Here is a 22414-nt window from a genome sequence, read left to right as displayed (position 1 = left end):
CACTGCGGCCTGCGTCCTGAACGGCGCGGATGCCGCAGCATGTGCATATGGCCAAGCTCCCGACCGTGCTCAGCGTCGACGACCTCTCGATCGCCGAGCTCTGCGCCGCCCGCATCGACGGTGAGCTCATGCTGGTCGACGAGGCATGGGCGCCGGTCGACGAACCCGACCTGCCGTCGCTGCGTGCCGCGGCCGTCGCGCTGCGTGCCCCGCGCACCCTCGTGATCGAGCGGCGCTCTGCGGCCTGGGTGCACGGCGCACTCCCCGCTCCCCCGGCGCTGGCCCAGTTCTGCGTGCCCCGAACCGCCAGGGTGGCCGTGGTCTCAGCGCCGCGCCTGGTCGTACGCGAAGTGGCGATCGAGCCCGACGAGATCATCGAGTACCGTCGTGCGAGGTGCACCACGCCGGTGCGCACCGGCTTCGACCTGCTCCGCGATCCTGCGGAGTCCGATGTCGAGGTCGAATCCATCGTCACCGCGCTCTGCGCAGACGACCCCGGGCTCCACGCCGACCTGAGTCATCGGATCGACGGCGCGACGCGCATGCCGCATCGCGGGCTCGCCCTCCGACGGTTCGACCGTGTCGAGGCGATGCTCGCTCACGACCGGCTGCAGGGGCGTCGGGGCGTCAGCCGTCGCTGACGCGGTAGACGTCGTAAACAGCGTCGATGCGCCGCACCGCGTTGAGCACGCGATCGAGGTGCGTGGTGTCACCCATCTCGAACACGAAGCGGCTGAGCGCGAGTCGGTCCGTCGAGGTCGAGACGTTGGCCGAGAGGATGTTGACGTGATGCTCCGACAGCACTCGCGTGACGTCGGAGAGCAACCCGGCACGGTCGAGCGCCTCGATCTGGATCTGCACGAGGAAGACGCTCTTCGAGCTCGGCGCCCACTCCACGTCGATCATGCGCTCGGGCTCCTGCATGAGGCTCTGCACGTTGTGGCAGCTCGCCTGGTGCACCGAGACTCCTGCGCCGCGGGTGACGAATCCGACGATCTCGTCGCCCGGCACGGGGGTGCAGCATCTGGCGAGCTTCACGAGGATGTCGGGCGCACCGCGCACGAGCACACCGGAGTCCGAGTGCCGCGGCAGCGGCCGCGAACGCACCGGGATCGGCAGGTCGGGCTCATCGCCCTCGTCGACGTCGCGCACGAGTGCGACGACCTTCTCCAGCACCGACTGCGTCGACACATGGCCCTCGCCGACGGCGGCGTACAGCGAGGAGACGTCGTCGTACCGCAGCTGCGCTGCGACCTCGGCGAAGGACTCCTGGTTCATGAGCTTCTGCAGCGGGAGGTTCTGCTTGCGCATCGCGCGGGCGATCGCGTCCCGCCCCTGCTCGATCGCCTCGTCGCGTCGCTCCTTGGTGAACCACTGACGGATCTTGTTGCGCGCACGAGGGCTCTTGACGAAGCCGAGCCAGTCCTTGCTCGGCCCCGAGTCTGGGTTCTTCGAGGTGAAGACCTCGACGACATCGCCGCTCGACAGTTCGCTCTCGAGTGGAACGAGCCGGCCGTTGACCTTCGCGCCCATCGTGCGGTGGCCGACCTCGGTGTGCACGGCGTAGGCGAAGTCGACGGGGGTCGCGCCCGCGGGCAGGCCGATCACCCGGCCCTTCGGCGTGAAGACGTAGACCTCTTTGGCGCCGATCTCGAACCGCAGCGAATCGAGGAACTCCCCCGGATCGGCGGTCTCGGCCTGCCAGTCGGAGATGTGGGCGAGCCACGCCATATCGGCCTCGTTCTGACCGGACTTGTCGGCGGTGCGGCCGCCCGCCATGCGCTCCTTGTACTTCCAGTGCGCGGCGACACCGTACTCGGCGCGCTGGTGCATGTCGTGCGTGCGGATCTGGATTTCGACCGCACGCCCCTTCGGACCGATGACGGTCGTGTGCAGCGACTGGTACAGGTTGAACTTCGGCGTCGCGATGTAGTCCTTGAAACGGCCGGGCAGCGGGGTCCACCTGGCGTGGATCGCCCCGAGCACCGCATAGCAGTCGCGCACCGAGTTCACGAGTACGCGGATGCCGACGAGGTCGTAGATCTCGTCGAAGTCGCGACCGCGCACGATCATCTTCTGGTAGATCGAGTAGTACTGCTTGGGGCGACCGACGACCTTGCCGCGGATCTTCGCGGCCTTCAGGTCGTCGGTGATGAGGTCGATGACGTTCTGCACGAACTCTTCGCGCTGCGGGGTGCGCTGCTTGACGAGGCTCTCGATCTCGGCGTAGAGCTTCGGGTAGAGCACGGCGAACGAGAGGTCTTCGAGCTCCCACTTGATCGTCTGGATACCGAGGCGGTGCGCGAGCGGCGCATAGATCTCGAGCGTCTCGGTCGCCTTGCGGGCAGCGGATGCCGCGGGCACGAAGCCCCACGTGCGTGCGTTGTGCAACCGGTCGGCGAGCTTGATGATGAGCACGCGGATGTCCTTCGACATCGCGACGATCATCTTGCGAACGGTCTCCGCCTGCGTGGAGTCGCCGTACTTGACCTTGTCGAGCTTGGTGACGCCGTCGACGAGCATCGCGATCTCGTCGCCGAAGTCGGCGCGTACCTGGTCGAGCGTGTACGCGGTGTCCTCGACAGTGTCGTGCAGCAACGCCGCCGCGACGGTCTTCGACCCGATGCCCAGGTCGGCGAGGATCTGCGCGACCGCGATCGGGTGCGTGATGTACGGCTCACCGCTCTTGCGCTTCTGCCCCTCGTGGGCGCGCTCGGCGACCGTGTAGGCCCGCTCGATGAGGGAGAGATCCGCCTTCGGATGGTGCATCCGCACCGTGCGCATGAGCGTGTCGACCGCGCCGGAAGGCTGCGCCTTCGAGAAGATGCGGGGCACCAGACGGCGCAGCGATGCCGTCGAGTTGACTCCCGTTTCCGTCATCGCTCACCTCCGGAACTCAATTATCGCCGCTCCGGAGGCTTCGACGCGCCACACGGCTCACGCCGGCCGCGAACATCATGCGGTGGGCAGCGCCTCGGCTCCCGTCGAAACGGATGCCGCGCGCTCACGCTCCTTCAAGACCTTCTGGTCGTGGCGGCTGATCGCCGGCTCCCCCTCGCGCAGCTGCGAGTAGAGCGGAGCGGCGACGAACACCGTCGACCAGGTGCCGACGAGGATGCCGATGAGCAGCGCCAGCGAGATGTCGCGGAGCGTGTCGGCTCCGAGCACACCGGCGCCGATGAAGAGAATCGCCGCGACGGGCAGCGCAGCCACGACGCTCGTGTTGATCGAGCGCACGAGGGTCTGGTTCACCGCGAGGTTCACGGATTCGGCGAAGGTGCGCCGAGACTCCTGGCCGTCTTCGGCGGTGTTCTCACGGATCTTGTCGAACACCACGACGGTGTCGTACAGCGAGTAGCTGAGAATCGTGAGGATACCGATGGTCGCCGCCGGGCTGATCTCGAAGCCGACTGCGGCATAAATGCCCACGGTCACGACGAGGTCGCCGATCAGCGCGAGGATCGCCGCGAGCGACATCTTCCAGGTGCGGAAGTACAGCGCCATGATGATGCCCGCGAGCAGGAGGAACGCGACGAGGCCGACCAGGGCCTGCCGAGTGACATCCGCGCCCCAGCTGGGGCCGATGAAGGAGGACGTGACCTCCGACTCGGGAACGTCGTACGCCTCTGCGAGTGCGTCGGTCACGGCTTCGGAGTCCGCCTGGGCGAGCTGGTCGGTCTGCACGCGCACGCCGGTGCCGCCGACGATCGCGACGCGCACCTCGGCGTCGGGAACGACGGAGTGCACCGCCTCGATGGCGGGCTCAGGGGTGGCGTTGTCGACCTGCGCGATCTGGAACTGGGATCCGCCGCGGAACTCGATGCTGAAGTTCACGCCGGTGAGGAGCGGGACGACGATCGAGAGCAGGATCAGGATCCCGGCGATCGTGTACCACTTCTTGCGACCTCCGACGAAGTTGAAGGAGCGCTTGCCGGTGTAGAGGTCGTTGCCGAAGGTCGTGAGACGGTTCGCCATCAGGACTCCTTCCCTTCGTCGGACGAATCGGAGGCGCCGACTGCTGCGGCGGCCTTCCGTTCGGCGATCGTCTGGCGGCGCTGCGCTTCCTTCGCGCTGGCCGCGGTCTTCTTCGCCGGCTGTCCGACAGGCTTGCGGAACTCGGCACGACCGCGGTACACGGCCCCGAGTGCATTCGGGTCGAGGCCCGACCAGGGGTTGCCGCTGGAGAAGAAGCGGGTCTGGGCGAGCAGCTGCAGCATCGGGTGCGTGAACAGGATGACCACGACGACGTCGATGATCGTGGTGAGACCGAGTGTGTACGCGAAGCCCTTGACGCTGCCGACGGCGAGCACGAAGAGCACGATGGCCGCGAGCAGGTTGGTGGCCTTCGACGCGAGAACGGTGCGGAATGCGCGCTTCCAACCCGCCTCGACCGCACCGACGAGTGGCCTGCCATCGCGGAGCTCGTCTCGAACGCGTTCGAAGTAGATGATGAACGAGTCGGCGGTGAAACCGATCGAGACGATGAGGCCCGCGATGCCGGCGAGCGACAGTCGGTAGCCCTCACGCCACGACAGGATCGTGATCATCAGGTAGGTGATGATGCCGACGATCACGAGCGAGGCGATGGTGACCGATGCGAGCGCACGGTACTGGAAGATCGTGTAGATCACGACGAGGATGAGGCCGATGAGACCGGCGATGAGGCCGGACTGGAGCTGCGAGGTACCGAGCGTCGGCGAGATCGTGTCGGACGACTGCACCGTGAAGCTGAGCGGCAGAGCACCGAACTTCAGCTGGTCGGCGAGCGCCTTCGACGAGGCCTGGTCGAAGCTGCCGGTGATCTGCGGCTTGCCGTCGGTGATCGCGCCGTTCATCGACGGTGCGGTGAGCACCTGACCGTCGAGCACGAACGCGAACTGGTCGCGCGGCGTCTGGCCCTGCAGGCCGAACAGGCGGGTGCTGACCGTGGCGAAGTCCTCGGTGCCCTCGGCGTCGAAGACGATGTTGACGGCCCACTGGCCCGTCGATGCACCGGTCGGGGTCTGCACCATGCCGTTGGTGGCGTCGACGATGTTCTCGCCGCTCGCCTCCACCGGGCCGAGGAGGTACTTCGCGGTACGGGTCACGTCGCAGGTGACGAGCGGCTCGTCGGCCGGTGCGACGTTCGCCGAGTTCTCGTCGATCTGCGAGCAGTCGAAGTCGTCGAATTCCTTCTGCAGCGCAGGCGTGATCCACGAGGGGTCGCTGCCATCCGTCGGCTCCGCAGTCGGGGTGGACTCGAGCTCTTCGGCGGGTTCCTCGGTCGGTGAGGGGCTCGCACTCGGATCGATCGCCGTGTTGGTCGCCGCGTCGGCGAGCAGCACGGCCCGGAGCTCGAGCTTCGCCGACTGCTGGATGCGCGCACGGGTCTGATCGTCGAGCTCACCCGGGATGCGGACGACGACGTTCTCGCCCTCGGTGTTGATCTCTGCTTCGGAAACGCCCGAGGCGTCGACGCGCTGGCGGATGATCGAGACCGCCTGGTCGAGCTGCTCCTGCGAGACGCTCGCGCCGGTCTCGACCTTCGGCTCGAGGATGATCTGCGTGCCGCCCTCGAGGTCGAGTGCGAGCTTCGGGGTCCACGACCCGCCGCCCCAGATGACGCCGGCGGCATTGATGCCGAACAGCAGCGCGATGATGACACCCAGCCAGGTGAGTGATCTCCATGCCTTGCGCACGGGGGTCGGCCGGGATGACCGCTTCGATGGTGCAGCCACGTGTTCCGCTTTCTCTGCAGAGAGCCCGCGCGTCAGCGCACGGGCCCAGCCTGGGGTTGAGTCTTAGTCGTCCGACTTCTTGGTGTCGGGCTTCTCGTCGGTCGCGTCCGTCGAGGTCGCATCGGTCTCGGAGTCGAGACGCTCGCCGAACTCGGGCTCGCCCTCGATCGCGGCGGACTCTTCGACGACGTCGGCCTTCGGCTCGACGACGCGTGCGACCGTCTGGCGGTGCACGGTGAGCACGGTGCCGGGCGAGGTCTCGAGGAGCACCTGGTTCTCGTCTTCATCGATCGAGAGGATGGTGCCGAAGACGCCGAAGTTGGTCATCACCTTCGCGCCAGGCTGCACCTTCGACTGCAGTTCGCGGGCATCTGCCTGACGCTTGCGCGAGTTGCGGAACATGAAGAAGATGAGCACCGCCAGGACGGCGAGCATGATGATGGTGAACGGATCGAACGTCATGAGAGGAAAAGTACCTTCCGGAGTGCGACGCGCGCACGAAGTCGTCGGTGCTGAGGGGTCAGCTTCAAGGATTATAGGTCATCGATCGGAAGCGCCGCTGCCGCATCGGGCGCATCAGCCGCGAGACCGAAGTGACGCCAGGCCGCTGGAGTGGCGACGCGCCCCCTCGGTGTTCGGGTGATGAGCCCGATGCGCACGAGGAACGGCTCGACGACGGCCTCGATCGTCTCGGCCTCTTCGCCCACCGAGACGGCGAGCGTATTGAGGCCGACCGGTCCGCCGCCGAAGCGCGTGAGGATCATCTCCATGACCGCGCGGTCGAGACGATCGAGCCCGAGCGGGTCGACGTCGTAGAGTTCGAGCGCGGCACGGACCGCGCCGAGATCGGCGCGTTCGCCGTGCACGAGCGCGTAGTCGCGTACCCGCCGAAGCAGTCGGTTGGCGATACGCGGGGTGCCGCGGCAGCGCCCGGCGATCTCGGCGAGTGCCTCCTTGTCGGCATCGAGGCCGAGCATGCTGCCGGCGCGCGCGAGCACTTGTTCGAGCTCCGCCTCGTCGTAGAACTCGAGGTGCGCGGTGAAACCGAACCGGTCGCGCAGCGGGTTCGGCAGCAGCCCGGCTCGTGTCGTCGCGCCGACGAGCGTGAACGGCGACAGGTCGAGCGGCACCGAGGTCGCCCCCGCCCCCTTGCCGACCATGATGTCGATGCGGAAGTCCTCCATGGCGAGGTAGAGCATCTCTTCGGCGGAGCGCGCCATGCGGTGGATCTCGTCGATGAAGAGCACCTCGCCGGGTACGAGCGAGCTCAGGATGGCCGCGAGGTCGCCGGCGTGCTGGATGGCCGGGCCGCTCGACATGCGCAGCGGTCGCCCGCCCTCGTGGGCGACGATCATCGCGAGGGTCGTCTTGCCGAGCCCGGGCGGGCCCGCGAGCAGGATGTGGTCGGGCGTGCGCTGCTGCAGCGTCGCCGCGGTGAGCAGCAGTTGCAGCTGCCCGCGCACGCGGGTCTGGCCGACGAACTCGCCGAGGCTCTTGGGCCTGAGCGCCCCCTCGAACGCGAGCTCGGCCTCTCCGGCGAGCACGGGGTCGGTCAGGTCGAGGTCGTCGCTCATCGTGCCCGCCCGGTCTGCTGCGCGGGGCCGAGCCGTGCGAGCGTGAGCCGCAGCAGCGTCGGCACCGACGCGGCCTCGATGTCGGATGCCGCGGCGATCGTCTCGTCGACGGCCTCTGCCGCGACCCGCTCCGACCAGCCGAGGCCCGTGAGCGCAGCGAGCACGCTGTCTGCGGCTCCGCCGGCGACGACCGGTGCGTGCGGCGTCGACACGGCCGGCGCGACGAGCTTGCCCGCCAGCGAGACGGTGATGAGCTTCGCGGTCTTCGGGCCGATGCCGCTCACCTTGCGGAACACGGCATCGTCGTCGCGCTGCACGGCCTCGGCGATCTGCCCGGGCGAGAGCACCGAGAGCACGCCGAGCGCCGATTTGGGCCCGACGCCCGTGACGCCGATGAGGAGGTCGAAGACGTCGAGTTCGTCGCGCGTGGCGAAGCCGAAGAGCGTCAGCGAGTCTTCACGCACGACGAGCGTGGTGTGCACGGATGCCTCGTGCCCCTCGCGCATCGAGAGGGCGAGCGCCGGGGTCGTGTTGACGTGGAACCCCACCCCGCCGACCTCGATCACGACCGAACCACCGGCAGCTGCGAGCACACGGCCACGAAGAGAGGAGATCACCGCTTCAGCCTACGGGCCGCCCCCGACACCGAGGCAGAGCGCTCCGCGGCGAGCCACGCCCGCTGGGCCGGTGTGAGGGCGGAGTCGTCGGCCGAGCCGTCGGCCCCGTCGCGCACGGCTGCGCCGGCGACTCCCCCGGTGCGCCAGGCGTGGCAGATCGCGAGGGCGAGGGCGTCGGCGGCATCCGCAGGTTTCGGCACCTCGTCGAGGCCGAGGATGCGCGCCACCATCGCGCCGACCTGCTTCTTGTCGGCGCGCCCGTAGCCGGTGATCGCCGCCTTCACCTCGCTCGGCGTGTGCAGCGCGACGGGCAGGGCGCGGCGGGCGGCGATCAGCATGGCGACGCCCGAGATCTGGGCGGTGCCCATGATGGTCGACACGTCGCTGCGCGCGAACACGCGCTCGAGCGCGACGGCCTGCGGCCGGTGCTCCTCGATGATCGCCTCGAGCCCCTCGGCGATGCGGGCGAGTCGGCGCGGCGTGTCGAGCTCGGCGGGCGAACGCAGCACCACGACGTCGACGAGTCGCGCCGTGCGGTTCGGCTCGACATCGACGACGCCCACGCCGCATCGCGTGAGGCCGGGGTCGATGCCGAGCACTCGCACGGCGATCGGCTAGTCCGCTTCGAGCTCGGCCTGCACCTCGGGGGTGAGGTCGAAGTTGCTGTAGATGTTCTGCACGTCGTCACTGTCTTCGAGCGCGTCGATGAGACGGAACACCTTGCGGGCGGTCTCCGCGTCGATCTCGACCTTGAGCGACGGCACGAACGCGGCATCCGCCGAGTCGTAGTCGATTCCGGCCTCCTGCAGCGCGGTGCGCGCGGCGACCATGTCGGATGCCTCGGTGATGACCTCGAAGGTCTCGCCCTCGTCGGTGACCTCTTCCGCGCCGGCGTCGAGCACCGCGCCGAGCACGTCGTCTTCGCCGAGGCCCTCGGTCTTGGCGACCACGATGACGCCCTTGCGCGCGAAGTTGTACGCGACGGAGCCCGGGTCGGCCATGGTGCCGCCGTTGCGGGACATGAGCGTGCGCACTTCGGCGGCCGCACGGTTCTTGTTGTCGGTGAGGCACTCGATGAGCAGCGCGACGCCGTTGGGGCCGTAGCCCTCGTACATGATCGTCGTGTACTCGATCGACTCACCGGTCAGGCCGGCGCCGCGCTTGATCGCGCGATCGATGTTGTCGTTCGGGACGGAGGTCTTCTTCGCCTTCTGCACGGCGTCGACCAGGGTCGGGTTGCCGGAGAGATCGGCGCCGCCCATCTTCGCGGCGACCTCGATGTTCTTGATGAGCTTCGCGAACGACTTCGCACGGCGCGAATCGATGATCGCCTTCTTGTGCTTGGTCGTCGCCCACTTGGAATGCCCGGACATGCGTCTCCTGAATCGAATCCTCGCGCGGCCGGGTCGCGGCTCGCGCGCCACCATTCTAGGTCAGCGACGCCCGCGCTCCACGCTCTTCTCGGGCTCGGGGTGCAGGCGGCGCAGGGCGCGCTCGTAGCTGCGGCGACCGAACAGGCGGTAGGCGAGCCGCATCGGCGCGGGCAGTTCGCGCTCCATCCATGCGGCGCGGTCGGCCTCGGGCACCGCCTCCATCATGAGCCCCAGCAGCAGGAAGAGGGGCAGCGGCGGCTTCTCGTGCTGGGCGTGCGCCTCGATCTCGTCCCACTCGGCGGTGGAGAGCACCGCGTCGAGCACGGGGAACGCCTCGCGCTCCTCGTCGGCGAGGTGTTCGGCGAGGTTCCGGTCGACCTCGTCGAGCGCCGCCGCCAGGCGCTCGGCCGACGCGGCATCCGCACCGGCGCCGGTCCAGGCGTCGATGCGCGCGTCGATCTCGTCGAGCTGGTCGGAGACGGCCTGATGCTGCTTCCGCATCAGGGCGACGTGCAGCCCGCAGGCCGGCGCGCGCTCGGTCATCCGGTCCCAGAAGAAGTCGTCTTCGGCATGGTGGTGCACGTGCAGCAGCTTCGTGAGGCCGTGCAGGTGTTTCGCGAGGAAGGCGGCCCGATGCACATCGCCGGGCACGACCTCCCGCACGAGAGCGGGTGCCTCGCCGAACAGACGACGGAACATCCGGTGGATGAGCACGATCTCGTCGCTGCGGCAGGTCGTCTCGGGCGCACTGCCGGCGGGCGCGCCGGAACTGGGGAGTCGAGTGGTCATGGGAAGTCAGCGAAGCGGATGCCGCGGCATCCCGCCCCCGTGCCGACCCGACTCCGAGCTCGGTGCCTCCCCTGAACTCCGGTGCTCGCAGAGAGCCCGGATCCGGACTCAGCCGAGCATCTTGTTCAGGGTGCGCAGGTTGCGGTTCGTGGTCGTCGGCTTGAAGCGGGCCTTCGCGAGCAGCTTCGCGAACGGCGTGTCGACCGTCGTGCCCTTCACCGGGTTCCAGTAGACGACGCCGTCGCCTCGCGAGATCGGGTCGATCTCGGGATCGGCATCGGCCGCGAAGGCCGCGAGTTCTTCGACGACCGCGGACTCGGACGCGAAGATCACCCACGGCTGCCGGCGCTCGTCGTCGGCGTCGAACGGAAAGCCGTCGACGGCGCGCTGCAACTGGGCGCGGGTGACGAGCACGATCCACGCGTCGTAGTCGAAGCGGTCTCGGAGCGCCTGCTCGATGCGCGCCTTCAGCGCCTCGCGGGTCTCGTCCGTCGAGCTCGCGAACACGACGTTGCCGCTCGCGAGCACCGTGCGAACGCCCTCGAAGCCGAGACGCTCGAACAGTTCGCGCAGATCTGCTGATCTCACGGTGATGCCGCCGACGTTGACGCCGCGGAGCAGTGCGATGAAGTCGGTCATGCCCCGACCCTAGCGAGCGCCGCCGACCACGCGGATCGCCCGGGGTTCAGGGTGCCGCGCGTCAGCTGGAGACCGAGACGCGGGCGCGCACCTTCGCGAGGAAGTACTCGTGGAAGCGGTGCTCCCCCGTGATCTCGGGGTGGAAGCTCGTGCCGAGGAGGTTGCCCTGTTCGACGGCCACGACACGCCCGTCGGCAAGCGTTGCGAGCGGCGTTGCGGCGGCGCCGACCGACTCGACGACCGGTCCGCGGATGAAGACCGCATGCACCGGCACCTCGCCGAGCGCCGGGATGTCGAGGTCGGTCTCGAACGACTGGTTCTGCGAGCCGAAGGCGTTACGGCGCACGACGACGTCGAGGCCGCCGAGCGACTCCTGGCCGGCGATCGCGTCGAGCACCGTGTCGGCGAGCATGATGAGCCCGGCGCACGTGCCGTAGACCGGGAGCCCTGCGGCGATCGCGGCCTGCAGCGGCGCCTGCAGTCCGAAGGTGCGCGCGAGCTTGTCCATGACGCTCGACTCGCCACCGGGGATCACGAGGCCGTCGACCGCGTCGAGCTCCTCGGGGCGACGCACGAGCGAGACGTCGGCTCCGAGCGTCGCGAGCACGTGGGCGTGCTCGCGGAAGTCCCCCTGGAGGGCGAGCACCCCGACGCGGGGGCCGGCCGAAGCCGACGCCCCCGCGTCGAGGGAACCGCTCCTGAGGCTCGTGGTCACCAGCCGCGCTCGGCGAGGCGGTGCGGCGCGGCGAGGTCGGCGACGTTGATGCCGACCATGGCCTCGCCGAGACCGCGCGAGACGGCGGCGACGACCGAGGGGTCGTCGTAGAACGTGGTCGCCTTGACGACGGCCGCTGCGCGCGCCTCGGGGTTGCCCGACTTGAAGATGCCCGAGCCGACGAACACGCCGTCGGCGCCGAGCTGCATCATCATCGCGGCATCCGCCGGGGTGGCCACGCCGCCGGCGACGAAGAGCACGACCGGGAGCTTGCCGGTCTCGGCGACCTCGAGCACGAGCTCGTACGGCGCCTGCAGCTCCTTGGCCGCGACGTAGAGCTCGTCCTTCGTCATCGAGCGCAGCACGTTGATCTCGGAGGAGATCTTGCGGATGTGCTTCGTCGCCTCGGAGACGTCGCCGGTGCCGGCCTCGCCCTTCGAGCGGATCATCGCGGCACCCTCGTTGATGCGGCGGAGCGCCTCTCCGAGGTTCGTGGCACCGCAGACGAAGGGGGTGTTGAACGCCCACTTGTCGATGTGGTTCACGTAGTCGGCGGGCGAGAGCACCTCGGACTCGTCGATGTAGTCGACGTCGAGGGCCTGCAGCACCTGCGCCTCGACGAAGTGGCCGATTCGGGCCTTCGCCATGACGGGGATCGACACCTCGGCGATGATCGCGTCGATGAGGTCGGGGTCGCTCATGCGGGCGACGCCGCCCTGCGAGCGGATGTCGGCGGGCACGCGCTCGAGGGCCATGACGGCGACGGCGCCGGCGTCCTCGGCGATGCGCGCCTGCTCGGGGGTGACGACGTCCATGATGACGCCGCCCTTCAGCATCTCGGCGAGGCCGCGCTTCACGCGGCTCGAATCCGTTTCGGATACGGTCACAGGGGGATCCTCTCGGACGAGCGCGCGCTGTGGCGCGCATCAGAACAGACCAAACAGAACTATTGTCCTAGGCCAAAAGATAGCATGGTCGCAGAGACGAGGAAGGACGGTTCGACATCATCGACATCGAGGGTCGCTCAGCGGCCGAGATCGCCGACAGCCTGCGCACGCTGATCGAGCGCGGAGCCCTCCGACCCGGCGACGCACTCCCCCCGGTTCGCACCCTGGCGGAGCATCTCGGCGTGAACCGGAACACCGCCGTCTCGGCGTACCGACAGTTGATGAACGCCGGCGTCGTGATCACGCTCGGCCGCGGCGGCACTCGCGTGGCCGGCGCTTCCGCCGTCGCCCAGGAGGGCTTCGCCGCAGACACGGCGCTCCGCGACATCGGCACCGGCAACCCCGACCCAACACGCATTCCCGACCCCTCCCACGCGCTGGCGAGCATCGCCCGTCGCCCGGTGCTGTACGGCGAACCCGTCATCGATCCCGACCTCGCCCGATGGGCGCAGGACTGGATGAGCGCGGACCTGCCGCCCGAGACGCCGATGCGCGTCACCGTGACGAGCGGCGCCGGCGATGCCGTCGAGCGGCTGCTCGCCCAGGCGCTCACCCGCGACGACGCCGTCGCCCTCGAGGACCCGTGCTTCCTCACGAGCATCCACACCGTGCGCGTCGCCGGCTACCGCGCGGTGCCGGTGCCGATCGACGACGAGGGCATGACCGTCGACGGCCTCAGGGCGGCGCTCGAACAGGGTGTGCGAGCCGTCATCTGCACGCCGCGCGCGCAGAACCCCACGGGGGCGAGCCTCTCCGAAGGGCGTGCCGCCGAGCTGCGCGCCGTGCTCCGCGACCACCCCTACGTGCTCGTCATCGAAGACGACCACTACTCGCTGCTCTCGCAGTTGCCGTACCACTCCCTCATCGGCACCGAGCATCGCCGGTGGGCGCTCGTGCGCTCGGTCTCGAAGTTCCTCGGTCCCGACATGTGCCTCGCCGTCACGGCCTCCGACCCCGAGACCGCCGACCGGCTCGCGATGCGGTTGACCCCGGGCACCACGTGGGTGAGCCACCTGCTTCAGCGGCTCGTGCGCGCGCTCGCGACCGACCCCGAGGTCGCGGCCGGCATCCGCGCGGCGGGCGAGCACTACGCCGCCCGCAACGCCGCCTTCGCCGAGCTGCTCACCGCCGAAGGCCTCCCGACGAAGGCCGGCGACGGCCTGAACGTCTGGGTCCCGCTCGGTGCGCCGGCCCGCGCCGTCTCCGAGCAGCTGATGCGCCGCGGGTGGCTCGCCAGACCTGGTGACGAATTCGCGCTCGGCGGCGGCGAGGCATCCGATCACCTCCGCCTCACCGTGCACGAACTCGACGACTCCGACCTGCGGAAGCTGGCCGCCGATCTCGGCGCCTCCGTTCGCGCGGCTCGCCGGTAGCGGCGGCGCCACGACCGAGCGTCGACTCCGAAGGTGCGATGATCGAGCGGTGAAGATTCTCTCGATCCAGTCCGCGGTCGCCTACGGTCATGTCGGCAACTCGGCCGCCGTCTTCCCTCTGCAGCGCATCGGCGTCGAGGTGTTGCCGGTCTACACCGTCAACTTCTCGAACCACACCGGCTACGGCGCCTGGCGCGGACCGATGATCAGCCCCGACGACGTGCGCGATGTCATCACGGGCATCGAGGAGCGCGGCGTGTTCCCGCAGATCGACGTGGTGCTCTCGGGCTACCAGGGCGGCGAGGGCATCGCCGACGTCATCCTCGATGCGGTCGCGCGGGTCAAGGCCGCGAACCCCGACGCCGTCTACGCCTGCGACCCGGTCATGGGCAATGCGAAATCCGGATGCTTCGTGGCCCCTGCCATCCCGATCCTGCTGCGCGACCGCGTGGTGCCGGCGGCCGACATCATCACGCCCAACCAGTTCGAGTTGGGCTTCCTCACCGAGACCGAGCCCGACACCCTCGAGTCGACGCTGGCGTCGGTCGACCTGGTACGCGCAACCGGCCCGCGCACCGTGCTCGTGACCAGCGTGGAGCGACCCGACCGCGAGGAGGGCACCATCGAGATGCTCGCCGTCGACGACTCGGGCGCCTGGATCGTGCAGACCCCGCTGCTGCCGATGAAGGCGAACGGATCGGGCGACGTCACCGCCGCGCTCTTCACGGCGCACTACCGTCGCACGGGCGACGCCGCCGACGCGCTCGCTCGCGCCACCTCGAGCGTTTTCGACCTGCTCTCGCTCACGCACACCTCGGGCGAACGCGAGCTGCAGCTCGTCGAGGCGCAGGAGTTCTACGCGAACCCGAGCCTGCAGTTCACCGTGCGCCAGGTGCGCTGAGCCCGTCTGCCCGAGTCGGGCCCGCCTCAGCGCAGTGCGCTCAGGCGGGCCACGCCTCGGCGATCTCCTGACGCACTTCGCCGAGCAGGCGCGGCAGCGCCTTCGTGCCGGCGATGATCGGGAAGAAGTTCGAGTCGAGCGCCCAGCGCGGCACGATGTGCTGGTGCAGGTGCTCGGCGATGCCTGCACCCGCGATGCGCCCCTGGTTCATGCCGATGTTGAACCCGTCGCACTTCGAGACCTGCTTCACGACCCGCATCGCGATCTGCGTCAGCTCGCCGATCTCGGCGACCTCCTCGGGGGTCGCCTCGTCGTACGTCGCGACGTGGCGGTACGGACAGACGAGCAGGTGCCCGCTGTTGTACGGGAAGAGATTCAACAGCACGTAGGCGTGCTCGCCGCGCGCGACGATGAGCGACTGCTCATCGCTCATCTCGGGAGCGCGGCAGAACGGGCACGAGTGCTCGTCAGGCTGCTGGCCGTGCTGGATGTACACCAGCCGGTGCGGCGTCCAGAGGCGCTGGAACGCGTCGGGCACACCGGCGAGGTCGGCCGAGGCATCCGTCGGCACGCCCTCGAACTCGTCTGGCTGGTACGCGCTCATGCGAACAGGTCGTCGCGAGTGACGACCTGGCGACGCTCCACGATGACCTGCTTGATGCGCTCGACCGCCTCGGCGATCGCGACGCCGTTCTCCTGGGTGCCGTCACGGAAGCGGAAGCTCACCGTCTCACCCGAACGGTCGTTGTCACCCGCGATGAGCTGGATCGGCACCTTCTGCGTGGTGTGCGTGCGGATCTTCTTCTGCATGCGGTCGTCGCTCACGTCGAGCTCGGCGCGCACGCCGGCGCCCTTCAGCTGCTCGATGATCGCGCCGAGGTAGGGCGCGAAGTCCTCGGCGACGGGGATGCCCACGACCTGAACGGGAGCGAGCCACACCGGGAACGCGCCTGCGTAGTGCTCGATCAGCACGCCGAAGAAGCGCTCGATCGAGCCGAACTTCGCGGAGTGGATCATCACCGGCTGCTGGTGCGTGCCGTCGGCCGCGGTGTATTCGAGACCGAAGCCCTCGGGCTGGTTGAAGTCGTACTGGATCGTCGACATCTGCCACGTGCGGCCGATGGCGTCGCGCGCCTGCACGGAGATCTTCGGGCCGTAGAACGCTGCGCCGCCCGGGTCGGGCACGAGGTCGAGACCCGACCGCTCTGCGACGTCGCGCAGCACGTTCGTGGCGACCTCCCACTGCTCGTCGCTGCCCTTGAACTTGTCGGAGTTCGCGTCACGGGTCGACAGCTCGAGGTAGAAGTCGTCGAGGCCGAAGTCGCGGAGGAGGCCCAGCACGAAGTCGAGGAGGTGCTGGATCTCGCCGGGCGCCTGCTCGGGGGTCACGTAGCTGTGCGAGTCGTCTTGGGTGAGGCCGCGCACGCGGGTGAGGCCATGCACGACGCCCGACTTCTCGTAGCGGTACACGGTGCCGAACTCGAAGAACCGCAGCGGCAGCTCGCGGTACGAGCGTCCGCGCGAGCGGTAGATGAGGTTCTGCATCGGGCAGTTCATCGCCTTGAGGTAGTACTCGCTGTTCTCGAGCTCCATCGGCGGGAACATCGTGTCCTTGTAGTACGGCAGGTGCCCGCTCAGCTCGAAGACGTGGCCCTTCGTGATGTGCGGGGTCGAGACGTACTGGAAGCCCTCTTCGATGTGACGACGGCGGACGTAGTCCTCCATCTCGCGCTTGACGACACCGCCCTTGGGGTGGAAGACCGGCAGACCCGAGCCGATCTCTTCAGGGAACGAGAACAGGTCGAGCTCGGTGCCGAGCTTGCGGTGGTCGCGGCGCGCGGCCTCCTCGAGTCGGTGCTGGTACGCGCGCAGCTCGTCTTTCGTCGGCCACGCGGTGCCGTAGATGCGCTGGAGCTGCGGGTTCTTCTCGGAGCCGCGCCAGTAGGCGGCGGCGACGCGCATGAGCGACCAGCCGTTGCCGATCATGCGGGTGCTCGGCACGTGCGGGCCGCGGCAGAGGTCTTTCCAGACGGTCTCGCCGGTCTTCGGGTCGACGTTGTCGTAGATCGTGAGCTCACCGGCCCCGACCTCGACGTTCTCGTTGTCGCCGCCGGTCGACGCAGAGCCCTTGAGACCGATCAGTTCGAGCTTGTACGGCTCGTTCGCGAGCTCGGCGCGCGCCTCATCGTCGGTGACGACCCGGCGCATGAAGCGCTGGCCGGCACGGATGATTCGAGACATCTCTTTATCGAGCGCCTTGAGGTCTTCGGGGGTGAACGGCTCGGCGACGTCGAAGTCGTAGTAGAAGCCGTCGGTCACGGGCGGGCCGATGCCGAGCTTCGCCTCGGGGTTGACCGTCTGCACCGCCTGCGCGAGCACGTGCGCGGCCGAGTGGCGGAGGATGTTCAGGCCGTCGGGCGAGTCGATCGTGACGGGTTCGACCACGTCTTCGTCCGTGACCGTCGTGGCGAGGTCCTTGAGCTCGCCGTTGACGCGCATTGCGACAACGGAACGGTCGGTGAAGAGCTCGAAGCCGTCGGCCACCTGAATCCACTCCTTGAATCGGTCTACAGAACCCTTCAACTGTAGTCGCCGTGGGCCAACCGCTCGGCACTTCGGTGTTGCCCCTGAGACGGCCCGGGCGGTCCAGTTTTAGAGTTTCCCTCATGTATGAGACATCGAAAGAACTGGGCTCCCGCAGCGAGTTCGATGAGCGTGTCATCGAATTCGCCGACTTCGAGCCGGACATCCGCCTCGAGGAATGGGCCGAGAAGTACTGGGTCGGCGAACTCGTGGTCGGCCCGATCTTCTGGGCGCCGATCGACTTCCTCTCCCCCGTGCACACCGTCGGCAAGGGGCGCACGAATCTCACCCTGATCCGCCCCACCATCATGCAGACGGATGCCGCTACGCCGTACGCCGGCTTCGACCGCCGCGAGTCGCCGACGCGCAACCCGGCAGCCTCCATCCACTTCGAACCGGCCGCCTACGGCATCACCGGGGTCGGCACCTACGTCTGCACCTTCTCGGTGGAGTCCGGGGCCCCGGTCACATTGAACGCCAGCGGCTATGCGGCATCCGGAACCGTCGTCGGCGCTGGACCCAGGAGCGTGAACGGCAAGCAGACCGTGAGCCTCACGCTGAAGAACCTGCCCGCATACGGCGGCTGGGCCGCCATCGAGCAGACGGCGGGCGACTCGTGGGCCTGGTACACGACCCGCATCAGCTATCCCCCGCTCGTGTTCGAGCAGGTCGGGTGACCCCGGAAACGACGAAAGCCCCGGCGATGCCGGGGCTTTCTTGTGGTGGGCGATACTGGGATCGAACCAGTGACCTCTTCCGTGTCAGGGAAGCGCGCTACCGCTGCGCCAATCGCCCAAGTCGAGAATGGAAGTTCTCAGCTTGGAGGTGGATACGGGATTCGAACCCGTGTATACGGCTTTGCAGGCCGCTGCCTCGCCTCTCGGCCAATCCACCGTGTCTGGGTTCACCACCAAAAGAACAGGAATGGGGCTTTCGCCCCATCCTGATCAGAGCGGATGACGAGATTCGAACTCGCGACCCTCACCTTGGCAAGGTGATGCGCTACCACTGCGCCACATCCGCGTTGCTCGCATTTCTGCGTGCATGAAGACTCTAACTGATTCCCTGAACGATTCACAAACTGACGGGGTCGAGCAGCGGATTCGCGCTGATCACGGGCCGAATCCACCCCCGCATCCCGGGCGTGTCGAGGGGGTTCGGCGCCCTCTCGGCACCCTTCCGAACGTGCGCCGCTCGCTCGATGTGCATTCACCCCGTGCGGTCGGCTAGTATCGAGTCCGCGGTCATTCGCGTGACACGCAATTCCCACATGGGCGATTGGCGCAGCTGGTAGCGCGCTTCCTTCACACGGAAGAGGTCGTCGGTTCGAGCCCGGCATCGCCCACGAAAGCCCCCTCTCCACAGGGGGCTTTCTTCGTTTCCGGGAGCTGCGCCGGTTGCGGGTCTCGCTCGCGCCGTGCCGGCCGACCGCCAGGCCCCCGTTGTGGCCGTTCCCGCCGCCGACTACCGTGTGCCCTATCCACGCGTCGAGGCGAGGGGGAACCATGTCGGGCGAAGTCTCATTCATCGAGTTCGGTGCTGCGGATGCCATGACGGCACGCACCTTCTACGGCAAGCTCTTCGGCTGGACCTTCGAGTCGGGACCGGGCGGCGACGGCTACGCGGTCACCGGGGTCGGCGTCCCGGCCGGCGTCCACGGCGGCGATCCCGGCGCCGCCCCGTATGTCTTCTTCAGGGTCGAGGATCTGGACGCTGCGGTCGCTGCCGTCGAACGACTCGGCGGCACCGTCGAGTCCCTCCCGGGCGCCGACGACGAGGAGACCATGGCGACGTTCGGCGAGTTCCGCCTGTGCCGCGACGATCAGGGGTCGCCGTTCGGCCTTCATCGGCCCCCACGGGCCTGATACGGGTCGTTCCGAGCACACACCGCCGCTCAGCGCATCAGCGCCAGCCGTACCGTGCGTCCAGCGCAGCGGTCACGCGGCCGTACCGCTCCGCATCGAGGGAGGCCGCTTCCCGGCGCATGCCTCCCGCACGCACGCGGAAGACCCGGTCGATGCGCGCCCAGCTCGGTCGGCCCTCCCCGTCCCAGGCGCCGGTGCCGAGCGAGACGAAGTCGCGATCACCGTCGTGGGCCTTGCTGGTGAGCTGCACCGCCAGGTAGTCGCCGGCTCCGGATGCCGCGACGACGACGACCGGCCGGTCCTTGCCGCGCCCGTCGTTCTCCTCGTAGGGCACCCAGGTCCACACGACCTCGCCAGGGTCGGGCTCGCCGTCGTGCGACGGCGAGTAACCCAGCTCGACCGCGCGGAGACGACGCGGGTCCACCTCGATCGTCGCGGACTCACCCGCCTGCCCCGGCGACAGCGTGTCGGTCTGGATCGACGCAGGCTCGGACGCATCCGCTGTTCGCGTCGTGCCGCCCTGCTGCGGCCGCGACTCACCCGATGGCTGGCCGACCGACGCCTTGGACGAGCCGGACCCGAGCAGCGCCCCGACGGCACGGACGAGGGCGGTGAGGAAGCGATTGGTGTCTGACACACCGGCACACTACCCCACCGCCCTCGCGGTGATTCCGTCAGGTTCAGACGGACTCGAGCTTGTACGCGTCCTCGCCGTGGACCACGGTGTCGACACCCGCGATCTCGTCTTCGTTCGTCACCCGGAAGCCCATCGTCTTCTGGATGATCGTGCCGATGATGAAGGCGAGCACGAACGAGTAGGCGAGCACCGTGAAGGCGGCGATCGCCTGCACCATCAGCTGGGTCGGGTCACCGCTGTAGATCAGGCCGGTGTTGTTCGCGAAGAAGCCGAGGTACAGCGTTCCGATGAGACCGCCGACGAGGTGGATGCCCACGACGTCGAGCGAGTCGTCGAAGCCGAACTTGAACTTCAGGTCGATCGCGAGGGCGCAGACCGCACCGGCGATGAGGCCGAGCACGATCGCCCAGCCGGGCGTCAGCGACGCGCAGGCGGGGGTGATGGCCACGAGGCCGGCCACCGCACCGGATGCCGCGCCCACCGACGTGGGCTTGCCGTCCTTGATCTTCTCGACGAGGAGCCAGGCCAGCAGCGCAGCCGCCGGGGCCGCCAGGGTGTTGACCCATGCGAGGGCCGCGGTGCCGTCGGCGGCGAGCTCGGAGCCCGCGTTGAAGCCGAACCAGCCGAACCAGAGGAGGCCCGCACCGAGCAGCACGAACGGCGGGTTGTGAGGAACGTGGGCGCCCTTCGAGAAGCCGACCCGCTTGCCGAGCACGAGTGCCAGGGCGAGGGCGGCTGCGCCCGCGTTGATGTGCACTGCGGTGCCGCCGGCGAAGTCGATGACGCCGACGCCGAAGGCCTCCTGCATGCCGAACGTCGTCCAGCCGCCGTAGGCGAACGAGCCGTCGTCGGCGAGGCCGAAGTTGAACACCCAGCTCGCGACCGGGAAGTAGACGATCGTCGCCCAGATCGCGGCGAAGATCATCCAGGCGCCGAACTTCGCGCGGTCGGCGATGGCGCCGGAGATGAGCGCGACGGTGATGATCGCGAACGTCGCCTGGAAGGCCACGAACGCGAGCGGCGGGTAGGCGGCGCCCTCGGGCGTCTCGAGCAGGCTCGTCAGGCCGATGGCCGACCAGTCGATGGACCAGGGGGCGACGAGACCCTCAGCACCCGGGAATGCGATGGCGTAGCCGTACAGCACCCAGAGGACGCCGATGAGGCCGATCGCACCGAAGCTCATCATCATCATGCTGATGACGCTCTTCGCCTTGACGAGTCCGCCGTAGAAGAATGCGAGTCCGGGGGTCATGAGCAGCACCAGGGCCGCCATGATCAACAGGAACGCGGTGTTGCCTTGATCCATCTCGAACCTCTCTCAGGAATACAGGCGGGGGAACCTGTGTCGCCAAGTTTCACGAGAGGACGTTTCGAGCGGGACCGCCTACTGTTTCGCGTCTGTTACGTGCGGGTCCCGCAGGTAAACAGCACGTTTCCGAGCGCCGCTCAAGCGATGTGAATCGCCCGCGAACGGGAACACGAGCCGGATTCAGTCGTGCGGCGGCAATTCGCCGGTGGTGAGCGCGATCATGCGCGACATCGCCCGGAGGTACTTCTTGCGGTAGCCGCCCGACATCATGTCGCCGCCGAAGACCTCGTCGAGCGGCAGTCCGCTCGCGATGATCGGCACCTCGGCGTCGTAGACGCGGTCGATGAAGGCGACGAGACGCAGCGCCGCGTTCTGGTCGGTGAGCTCGTGCACTCCCTCGAGGGCGATGAACTCGAGGCCGGCCACGAGCTTCACGTACTTCGAAGGGTGCACGGTCGCCAGATGCGCGACGAGGTCGTCGAATCCGTCGAGCGAGATGCGGTGCCCGCGCTCGGCGAGGGCCGCGGCCGTGCGTGCGACATCGGCATCGCCCGCGAGCGATTCGGCGTGCCCCTCGGTGTCTCGACGGCGGTAGTCGAGGCCGTCGATGCGGAGGGTCTCGAAGTTCGACGAGAGGGCGTGGATCTCGCGGAGGAAGTCGGAGGCGGCGAAGCGGCCCTCGCCGAGCGCGTTCGGGGGCGTGTTCGACGTCGCCGCGACGCGGGTGCCGCCGGCCATGAGCTCGCCGAGGAACCGCGTCATGAGCATCGTGTCGCCCGGGTCGTCGAGCTCGAACTCGTCGATGCAGACGAGCTTCGCACCCCGCAGCAGCTCGACCGCCGGCTGGTAGCCGAGCGCGCCGACGAGCGCCGTGTACTCGATGAACGTGCCGAAGTACTTCGGGCCGTGCGCCACGTGCCAGAGCGCGGCGAGCAGGTGGGTCTTGCCGACGCCGAACCCGCCGTCGAGATAGACACCCGGCAGCTCGATGCGCGCGGGGCGCTTGCGCGAGAAGAACCCGCCCGGGCGCTGCGCCGCACGCCATGCGCCGGCGAACTCCTTCAGGCGGTCGAGTGCGGCCTGCTGCGACGGGAAGTCGGGATCGGGCCGGTACGACTCGAACGACGCGTGCTCGAACTGCGGCGGCGGCGAGAGCTCCGCGGCGATCTCGGCACCCGAGATCGACGGGTTCCTCTCGACGAGACGGATGAGTGGCTGGCTCGATGCCGTGGTCATGCTGGAGGAGCTCCCGGTGTGCATCTGTTGCATCGGATGACAGGGCTTGTGACTTCGCCCCGTGCGCCGCGTAGATTCGTGGTGGACAGGTGATCAGCCTAGTCCGCTCCCCTCGAACACCCCGCCGACCAGGCGATCC

At 68.5% G+C, this 22414-nt stretch carries 22 protein-coding genes and 4 tRNA genes; 6 read left to right on the top strand and 20 right to left on the bottom strand.

Going from position 1 to position 22414, the window contains the following annotated elements; all coding sequences use genetic code 11:
* The first annotated feature begins 47 nt into the window (after window positions 1–47).
* Entirely contained in the window at window positions 48–641 is a 594-nt protein-coding gene (locus tag JOE59_RS05535) for a hypothetical protein (RefSeq protein WP_204459283.1), read from the top strand.
* Here JOE59_RS05535 and JOE59_RS05530 read toward each other — a convergent pair.
* From JOE59_RS05530 to pdxS, 12 genes are all read right to left on the bottom strand, one after another.
* Window positions 628–2880 carry a RelA/SpoT family protein gene (locus tag JOE59_RS05530; protein ID WP_204459282.1) on the bottom strand — a complete coding sequence of 751 codons (2253 nt, stop codon included), beginning with the start codon at window positions 2878–2880 and terminating at the stop codon, window positions 628–630. The genes JOE59_RS05535 and JOE59_RS05530 overlap by 14 nt on opposite strands.
* 75 nt (window positions 2881–2955) lie before the next feature.
* Window positions 2956–3975, bottom strand: coding sequence for a protein translocase subunit SecF (secF, locus tag JOE59_RS05525; protein WP_204459281.1), 1020 nt, complete (start codon window positions 3973–3975; stop codon window positions 2956–2958).
* The gene (secD, locus tag JOE59_RS05520) at window positions 3975–5717 is read right to left on the bottom strand and encodes a protein translocase subunit SecD (RefSeq protein WP_307836960.1); all 1743 of its coding nucleotides are present in this window, start codon (window positions 5715–5717) and stop codon (window positions 3975–3977) included. The genes secF and secD overlap by 1 nt, the downstream gene beginning before the upstream one ends.
* A gap of 63 nt (window positions 5718–5780) precedes the next feature.
* Window positions 5781–6179, bottom strand: a complete 399-nt coding sequence (gene yajC, locus JOE59_RS05515) for a preprotein translocase subunit YajC (protein WP_204459280.1) — start codon at window positions 6177–6179, stop codon at window positions 5781–5783.
* 71 nt (window positions 6180–6250) lie between these two features.
* On the bottom strand, window positions 6251–7291 hold the full coding sequence (ruvB, locus tag JOE59_RS05510; RefSeq protein ID WP_204459279.1) for a Holliday junction branch migration DNA helicase RuvB: 1041 nt from the start codon (window positions 7289–7291) through the stop codon (window positions 6251–6253).
* The gene (ruvA, locus tag JOE59_RS05505; protein ID WP_204459278.1) at window positions 7288–7908 is read right to left on the bottom strand and encodes a Holliday junction branch migration protein RuvA; all 621 of its coding nucleotides are present in this window, start codon (window positions 7906–7908) and stop codon (window positions 7288–7290) included. The genes ruvB and ruvA overlap by 4 nt, the downstream gene beginning before the upstream one ends.
* Window positions 7905–8513 (bottom strand): crossover junction endodeoxyribonuclease RuvC, encoded by a 609-nt coding sequence (gene ruvC, locus JOE59_RS05500; RefSeq protein WP_204459277.1) that lies wholly within the window; start codon window positions 8511–8513, stop codon window positions 7905–7907. Before ruvC ends, ruvA begins: the two co-directional genes overlap by 4 nt.
* A 9-nt stretch (window positions 8514–8522) precedes the next feature.
* Window positions 8523–9281, bottom strand: a complete 759-nt coding sequence (locus JOE59_RS05495; RefSeq protein ID WP_204459276.1) for a YebC/PmpR family DNA-binding transcriptional regulator — start codon at window positions 9279–9281, stop codon at window positions 8523–8525.
* Between the two features lie 60 nt (window positions 9282–9341).
* On the bottom strand, window positions 9342–10070 hold the full coding sequence (locus JOE59_RS05490; protein ID WP_204459275.1) for a hemerythrin domain-containing protein: 729 nt from the start codon (window positions 10068–10070) through the stop codon (window positions 9342–9344).
* Between the two features lie 108 nt (window positions 10071–10178).
* On the bottom strand, window positions 10179–10709 hold the full coding sequence (locus JOE59_RS05485; protein WP_204459274.1) for a DUF1697 domain-containing protein: 531 nt from the start codon (window positions 10707–10709) through the stop codon (window positions 10179–10181).
* Between the two features lie 61 nt (window positions 10710–10770).
* Entirely contained in the window at window positions 10771–11424 is a 654-nt protein-coding gene (gene pdxT, locus JOE59_RS05480) for a pyridoxal 5'-phosphate synthase glutaminase subunit PdxT (RefSeq protein WP_307836959.1), read from the bottom strand.
* Window positions 11421–12311 (bottom strand): pyridoxal 5'-phosphate synthase lyase subunit PdxS, encoded by an 891-nt coding sequence (pdxS, locus tag JOE59_RS05475; protein WP_204459273.1) that lies wholly within the window; start codon window positions 12309–12311, stop codon window positions 11421–11423. The genes pdxT and pdxS overlap by 4 nt, the downstream gene beginning before the upstream one ends.
* Window positions 12312–12427: 116 nt before the next feature.
* Here pdxS and JOE59_RS05470 point away from each other — a divergent pair, with 116 nt between their 5' ends.
* Together JOE59_RS05470 and pdxY are read left to right on the top strand one after the other, a co-directional pair.
* Window positions 12428–13744 carry an aminotransferase class I/II-fold pyridoxal phosphate-dependent enzyme gene (locus JOE59_RS05470; protein ID WP_204463265.1) on the top strand — a complete coding sequence of 439 codons (1317 nt, stop codon included), beginning with the start codon at window positions 12428–12430 and terminating at the stop codon, window positions 13742–13744.
* Between the two features lie 49 nt (window positions 13745–13793).
* Window positions 13794–14645 carry a pyridoxal kinase PdxY gene (pdxY, locus tag JOE59_RS05465; RefSeq protein WP_204459272.1) on the top strand — a complete coding sequence of 284 codons (852 nt, stop codon included), beginning with the start codon at window positions 13794–13796 and terminating at the stop codon, window positions 14643–14645.
* 40 nt (window positions 14646–14685) lie between these two features.
* Here pdxY and JOE59_RS05460 read toward each other — a convergent pair whose 3' ends face one another.
* Complete coding sequence (locus JOE59_RS05460; protein WP_204459271.1) at window positions 14686–15249, bottom strand: HIT family protein; 564 nt, start codon at window positions 15247–15249, stop codon at window positions 14686–14688.
* The gene (thrS, locus tag JOE59_RS05455) at window positions 15246–17144 is read right to left on the bottom strand and encodes a threonine--tRNA ligase (RefSeq protein WP_239560672.1); all 1899 of its coding nucleotides are present in this window, start codon (window positions 17142–17144) and stop codon (window positions 15246–15248) included. Before thrS ends, JOE59_RS05460 begins: the two co-directional genes overlap by 4 nt.
* A gap of 167 nt (window positions 17145–17311) precedes the next feature.
* Between thrS and JOE59_RS05450 the strand changes: the two genes are divergently transcribed.
* Window positions 17312–17905, top strand: a complete 594-nt coding sequence (locus tag JOE59_RS05450) for a hypothetical protein (protein WP_204459269.1) — start codon at window positions 17312–17314, stop codon at window positions 17903–17905.
* Between the two features lie 43 nt (window positions 17906–17948).
* Here the strand turns inward: JOE59_RS05450 and JOE59_RS05445 are convergent.
* The 3 genes from JOE59_RS05445 to JOE59_RS05435 all read right to left on the bottom strand — a co-directional run bounded on the left by JOE59_RS05445 (window position 17949) and on the right by JOE59_RS05435 (window position 18251).
* A tRNA-Val gene (locus JOE59_RS05445) sits at window positions 17949–18023 on the bottom strand.
* A gap of 25 nt (window positions 18024–18048) precedes the next feature.
* Window positions 18049–18122: transfer RNA gene (locus tag JOE59_RS05440), tRNA-Cys, on the bottom strand.
* A 57-nt stretch (window positions 18123–18179) separates the two neighbouring features.
* Window positions 18180–18251, bottom strand: a tRNA-Gly gene (locus JOE59_RS05435).
* A 249-nt stretch (window positions 18252–18500) separates the two neighbouring features.
* Here JOE59_RS05435 and JOE59_RS05430 point away from each other — a divergent pair.
* Both JOE59_RS05430 and JOE59_RS05425 read left to right on the top strand, forming a co-directional pair.
* Window positions 18501–18573 (top strand) — tRNA-Val (locus JOE59_RS05430).
* A gap of 160 nt (window positions 18574–18733) precedes the next feature.
* Complete coding sequence (locus JOE59_RS05425; RefSeq protein ID WP_204459268.1) at window positions 18734–19093, top strand: VOC family protein; 360 nt, start codon at window positions 18734–18736, stop codon at window positions 19091–19093.
* A gap of 37 nt (window positions 19094–19130) precedes the next feature.
* Here the strand turns inward: JOE59_RS05425 and JOE59_RS05420 are convergent, their stop codons facing one another.
* From JOE59_RS05420 to zapE, 3 genes are all read right to left on the bottom strand, one after another.
* Entirely contained in the window at window positions 19131–19730 is a 600-nt protein-coding gene (locus JOE59_RS05420; RefSeq protein ID WP_204459267.1) for a type II toxin-antitoxin system PemK/MazF family toxin, read from the bottom strand.
* Window positions 19731–19773: 43 nt separating this feature from the next.
* Window positions 19774–21036: an ammonium transporter gene (locus JOE59_RS05415; protein ID WP_204459266.1), complete on the bottom strand. Its 1263-nt coding sequence runs from the start codon at window positions 21034–21036 to the stop codon at window positions 19774–19776.
* A 183-nt stretch (window positions 21037–21219) separates the two neighbouring features.
* Window positions 21220–22275 carry a cell division protein ZapE gene (zapE, locus tag JOE59_RS05410; RefSeq protein ID WP_074258891.1) on the bottom strand — a complete coding sequence of 352 codons (1056 nt, stop codon included), beginning with the start codon at window positions 22273–22275 and terminating at the stop codon, window positions 21220–21222.
* Between the last annotated feature and the right edge of the window lie 139 nt (window positions 22276–22414).

It is taken from the genome of Agromyces cerinus (assembly GCF_016907835.1).
Lineage (GTDB): Bacteria > Actinomycetota > Actinomycetes > Actinomycetales > Microbacteriaceae > Agromyces > Agromyces nitratus.
Note: the sequence above shows the minus strand (reverse complement) of the source record. Positions and strands in the feature narration are given on the sequence as shown.

Bases quoted from the DNA above. Each gene is read 5' to 3' on its own strand.
- JOE59_RS05535 (WP_204459283.1), top strand. From the start codon at position 48: ATGGCCAAGCTCCCGACCGTGCTCAGCGTCGACGACCTCTCGATCGCC.
- JOE59_RS05530 (WP_204459282.1), bottom strand. From the start codon at position 2,880: ATGACGGAAACGGGAGTCAACTCGACGGCATCGCTGCGCCGTCTGGTG.
- secF (WP_204459281.1), bottom strand. From the start codon at position 3,975: ATGGCGAACCGTCTCACGACCTTCGGCAACGACCTCTACACCGGCAAG.
- yajC (WP_204459280.1), bottom strand. From the start codon at position 6,179: ATGACGTTCGATCCGTTCACCATCATCATGCTCGCCGTCCTGGCGGTG.
- ruvB (WP_204459279.1), bottom strand. From the start codon at position 7,291: ATGAGCGACGACCTCGACCTGACCGACCCCGTGCTCGCCGGAGAGGCC.
- JOE59_RS05495 (WP_204459276.1), bottom strand. From the start codon at position 9,281: ATGTCCGGGCATTCCAAGTGGGCGACGACCAAGCACAAGAAGGCGATC.
- JOE59_RS05490 (WP_204459275.1), bottom strand. From the start codon at position 10,070: ATGACCACTCGACTCCCCAGTTCCGGCGCGCCCGCCGGCAGTGCGCCC.
- JOE59_RS05485 (WP_204459274.1), bottom strand. From the start codon at position 10,709: ATGACCGACTTCATCGCACTGCTCCGCGGCGTCAACGTCGGCGGCATC.
- JOE59_RS05460 (WP_204459271.1), bottom strand. From the start codon at position 15,249: ATGAGCGCGTACCAGCCAGACGAGTTCGAGGGCGTGCCGACGGATGCC.
- thrS (WP_239560672.1), bottom strand. From the start codon at position 17,144: ATGCGCGTCAACGGCGAGCTCAAGGACCTCGCCACGACGGTCACGGAC.
- JOE59_RS05450 (WP_204459269.1), top strand. From the start codon at position 17,312: ATGTATGAGACATCGAAAGAACTGGGCTCCCGCAGCGAGTTCGATGAG.
- JOE59_RS05425 (WP_204459268.1), top strand. From the start codon at position 18,734: ATGTCGGGCGAAGTCTCATTCATCGAGTTCGGTGCTGCGGATGCCATG.
- JOE59_RS05415 (WP_204459266.1), bottom strand. From the start codon at position 21,036: ATGGATCAAGGCAACACCGCGTTCCTGTTGATCATGGCGGCCCTGGTG.
- zapE (WP_074258891.1), bottom strand. From the start codon at position 22,275: ATGACCACGGCATCGAGCCAGCCACTCATCCGTCTCGTCGAGAGGAAC.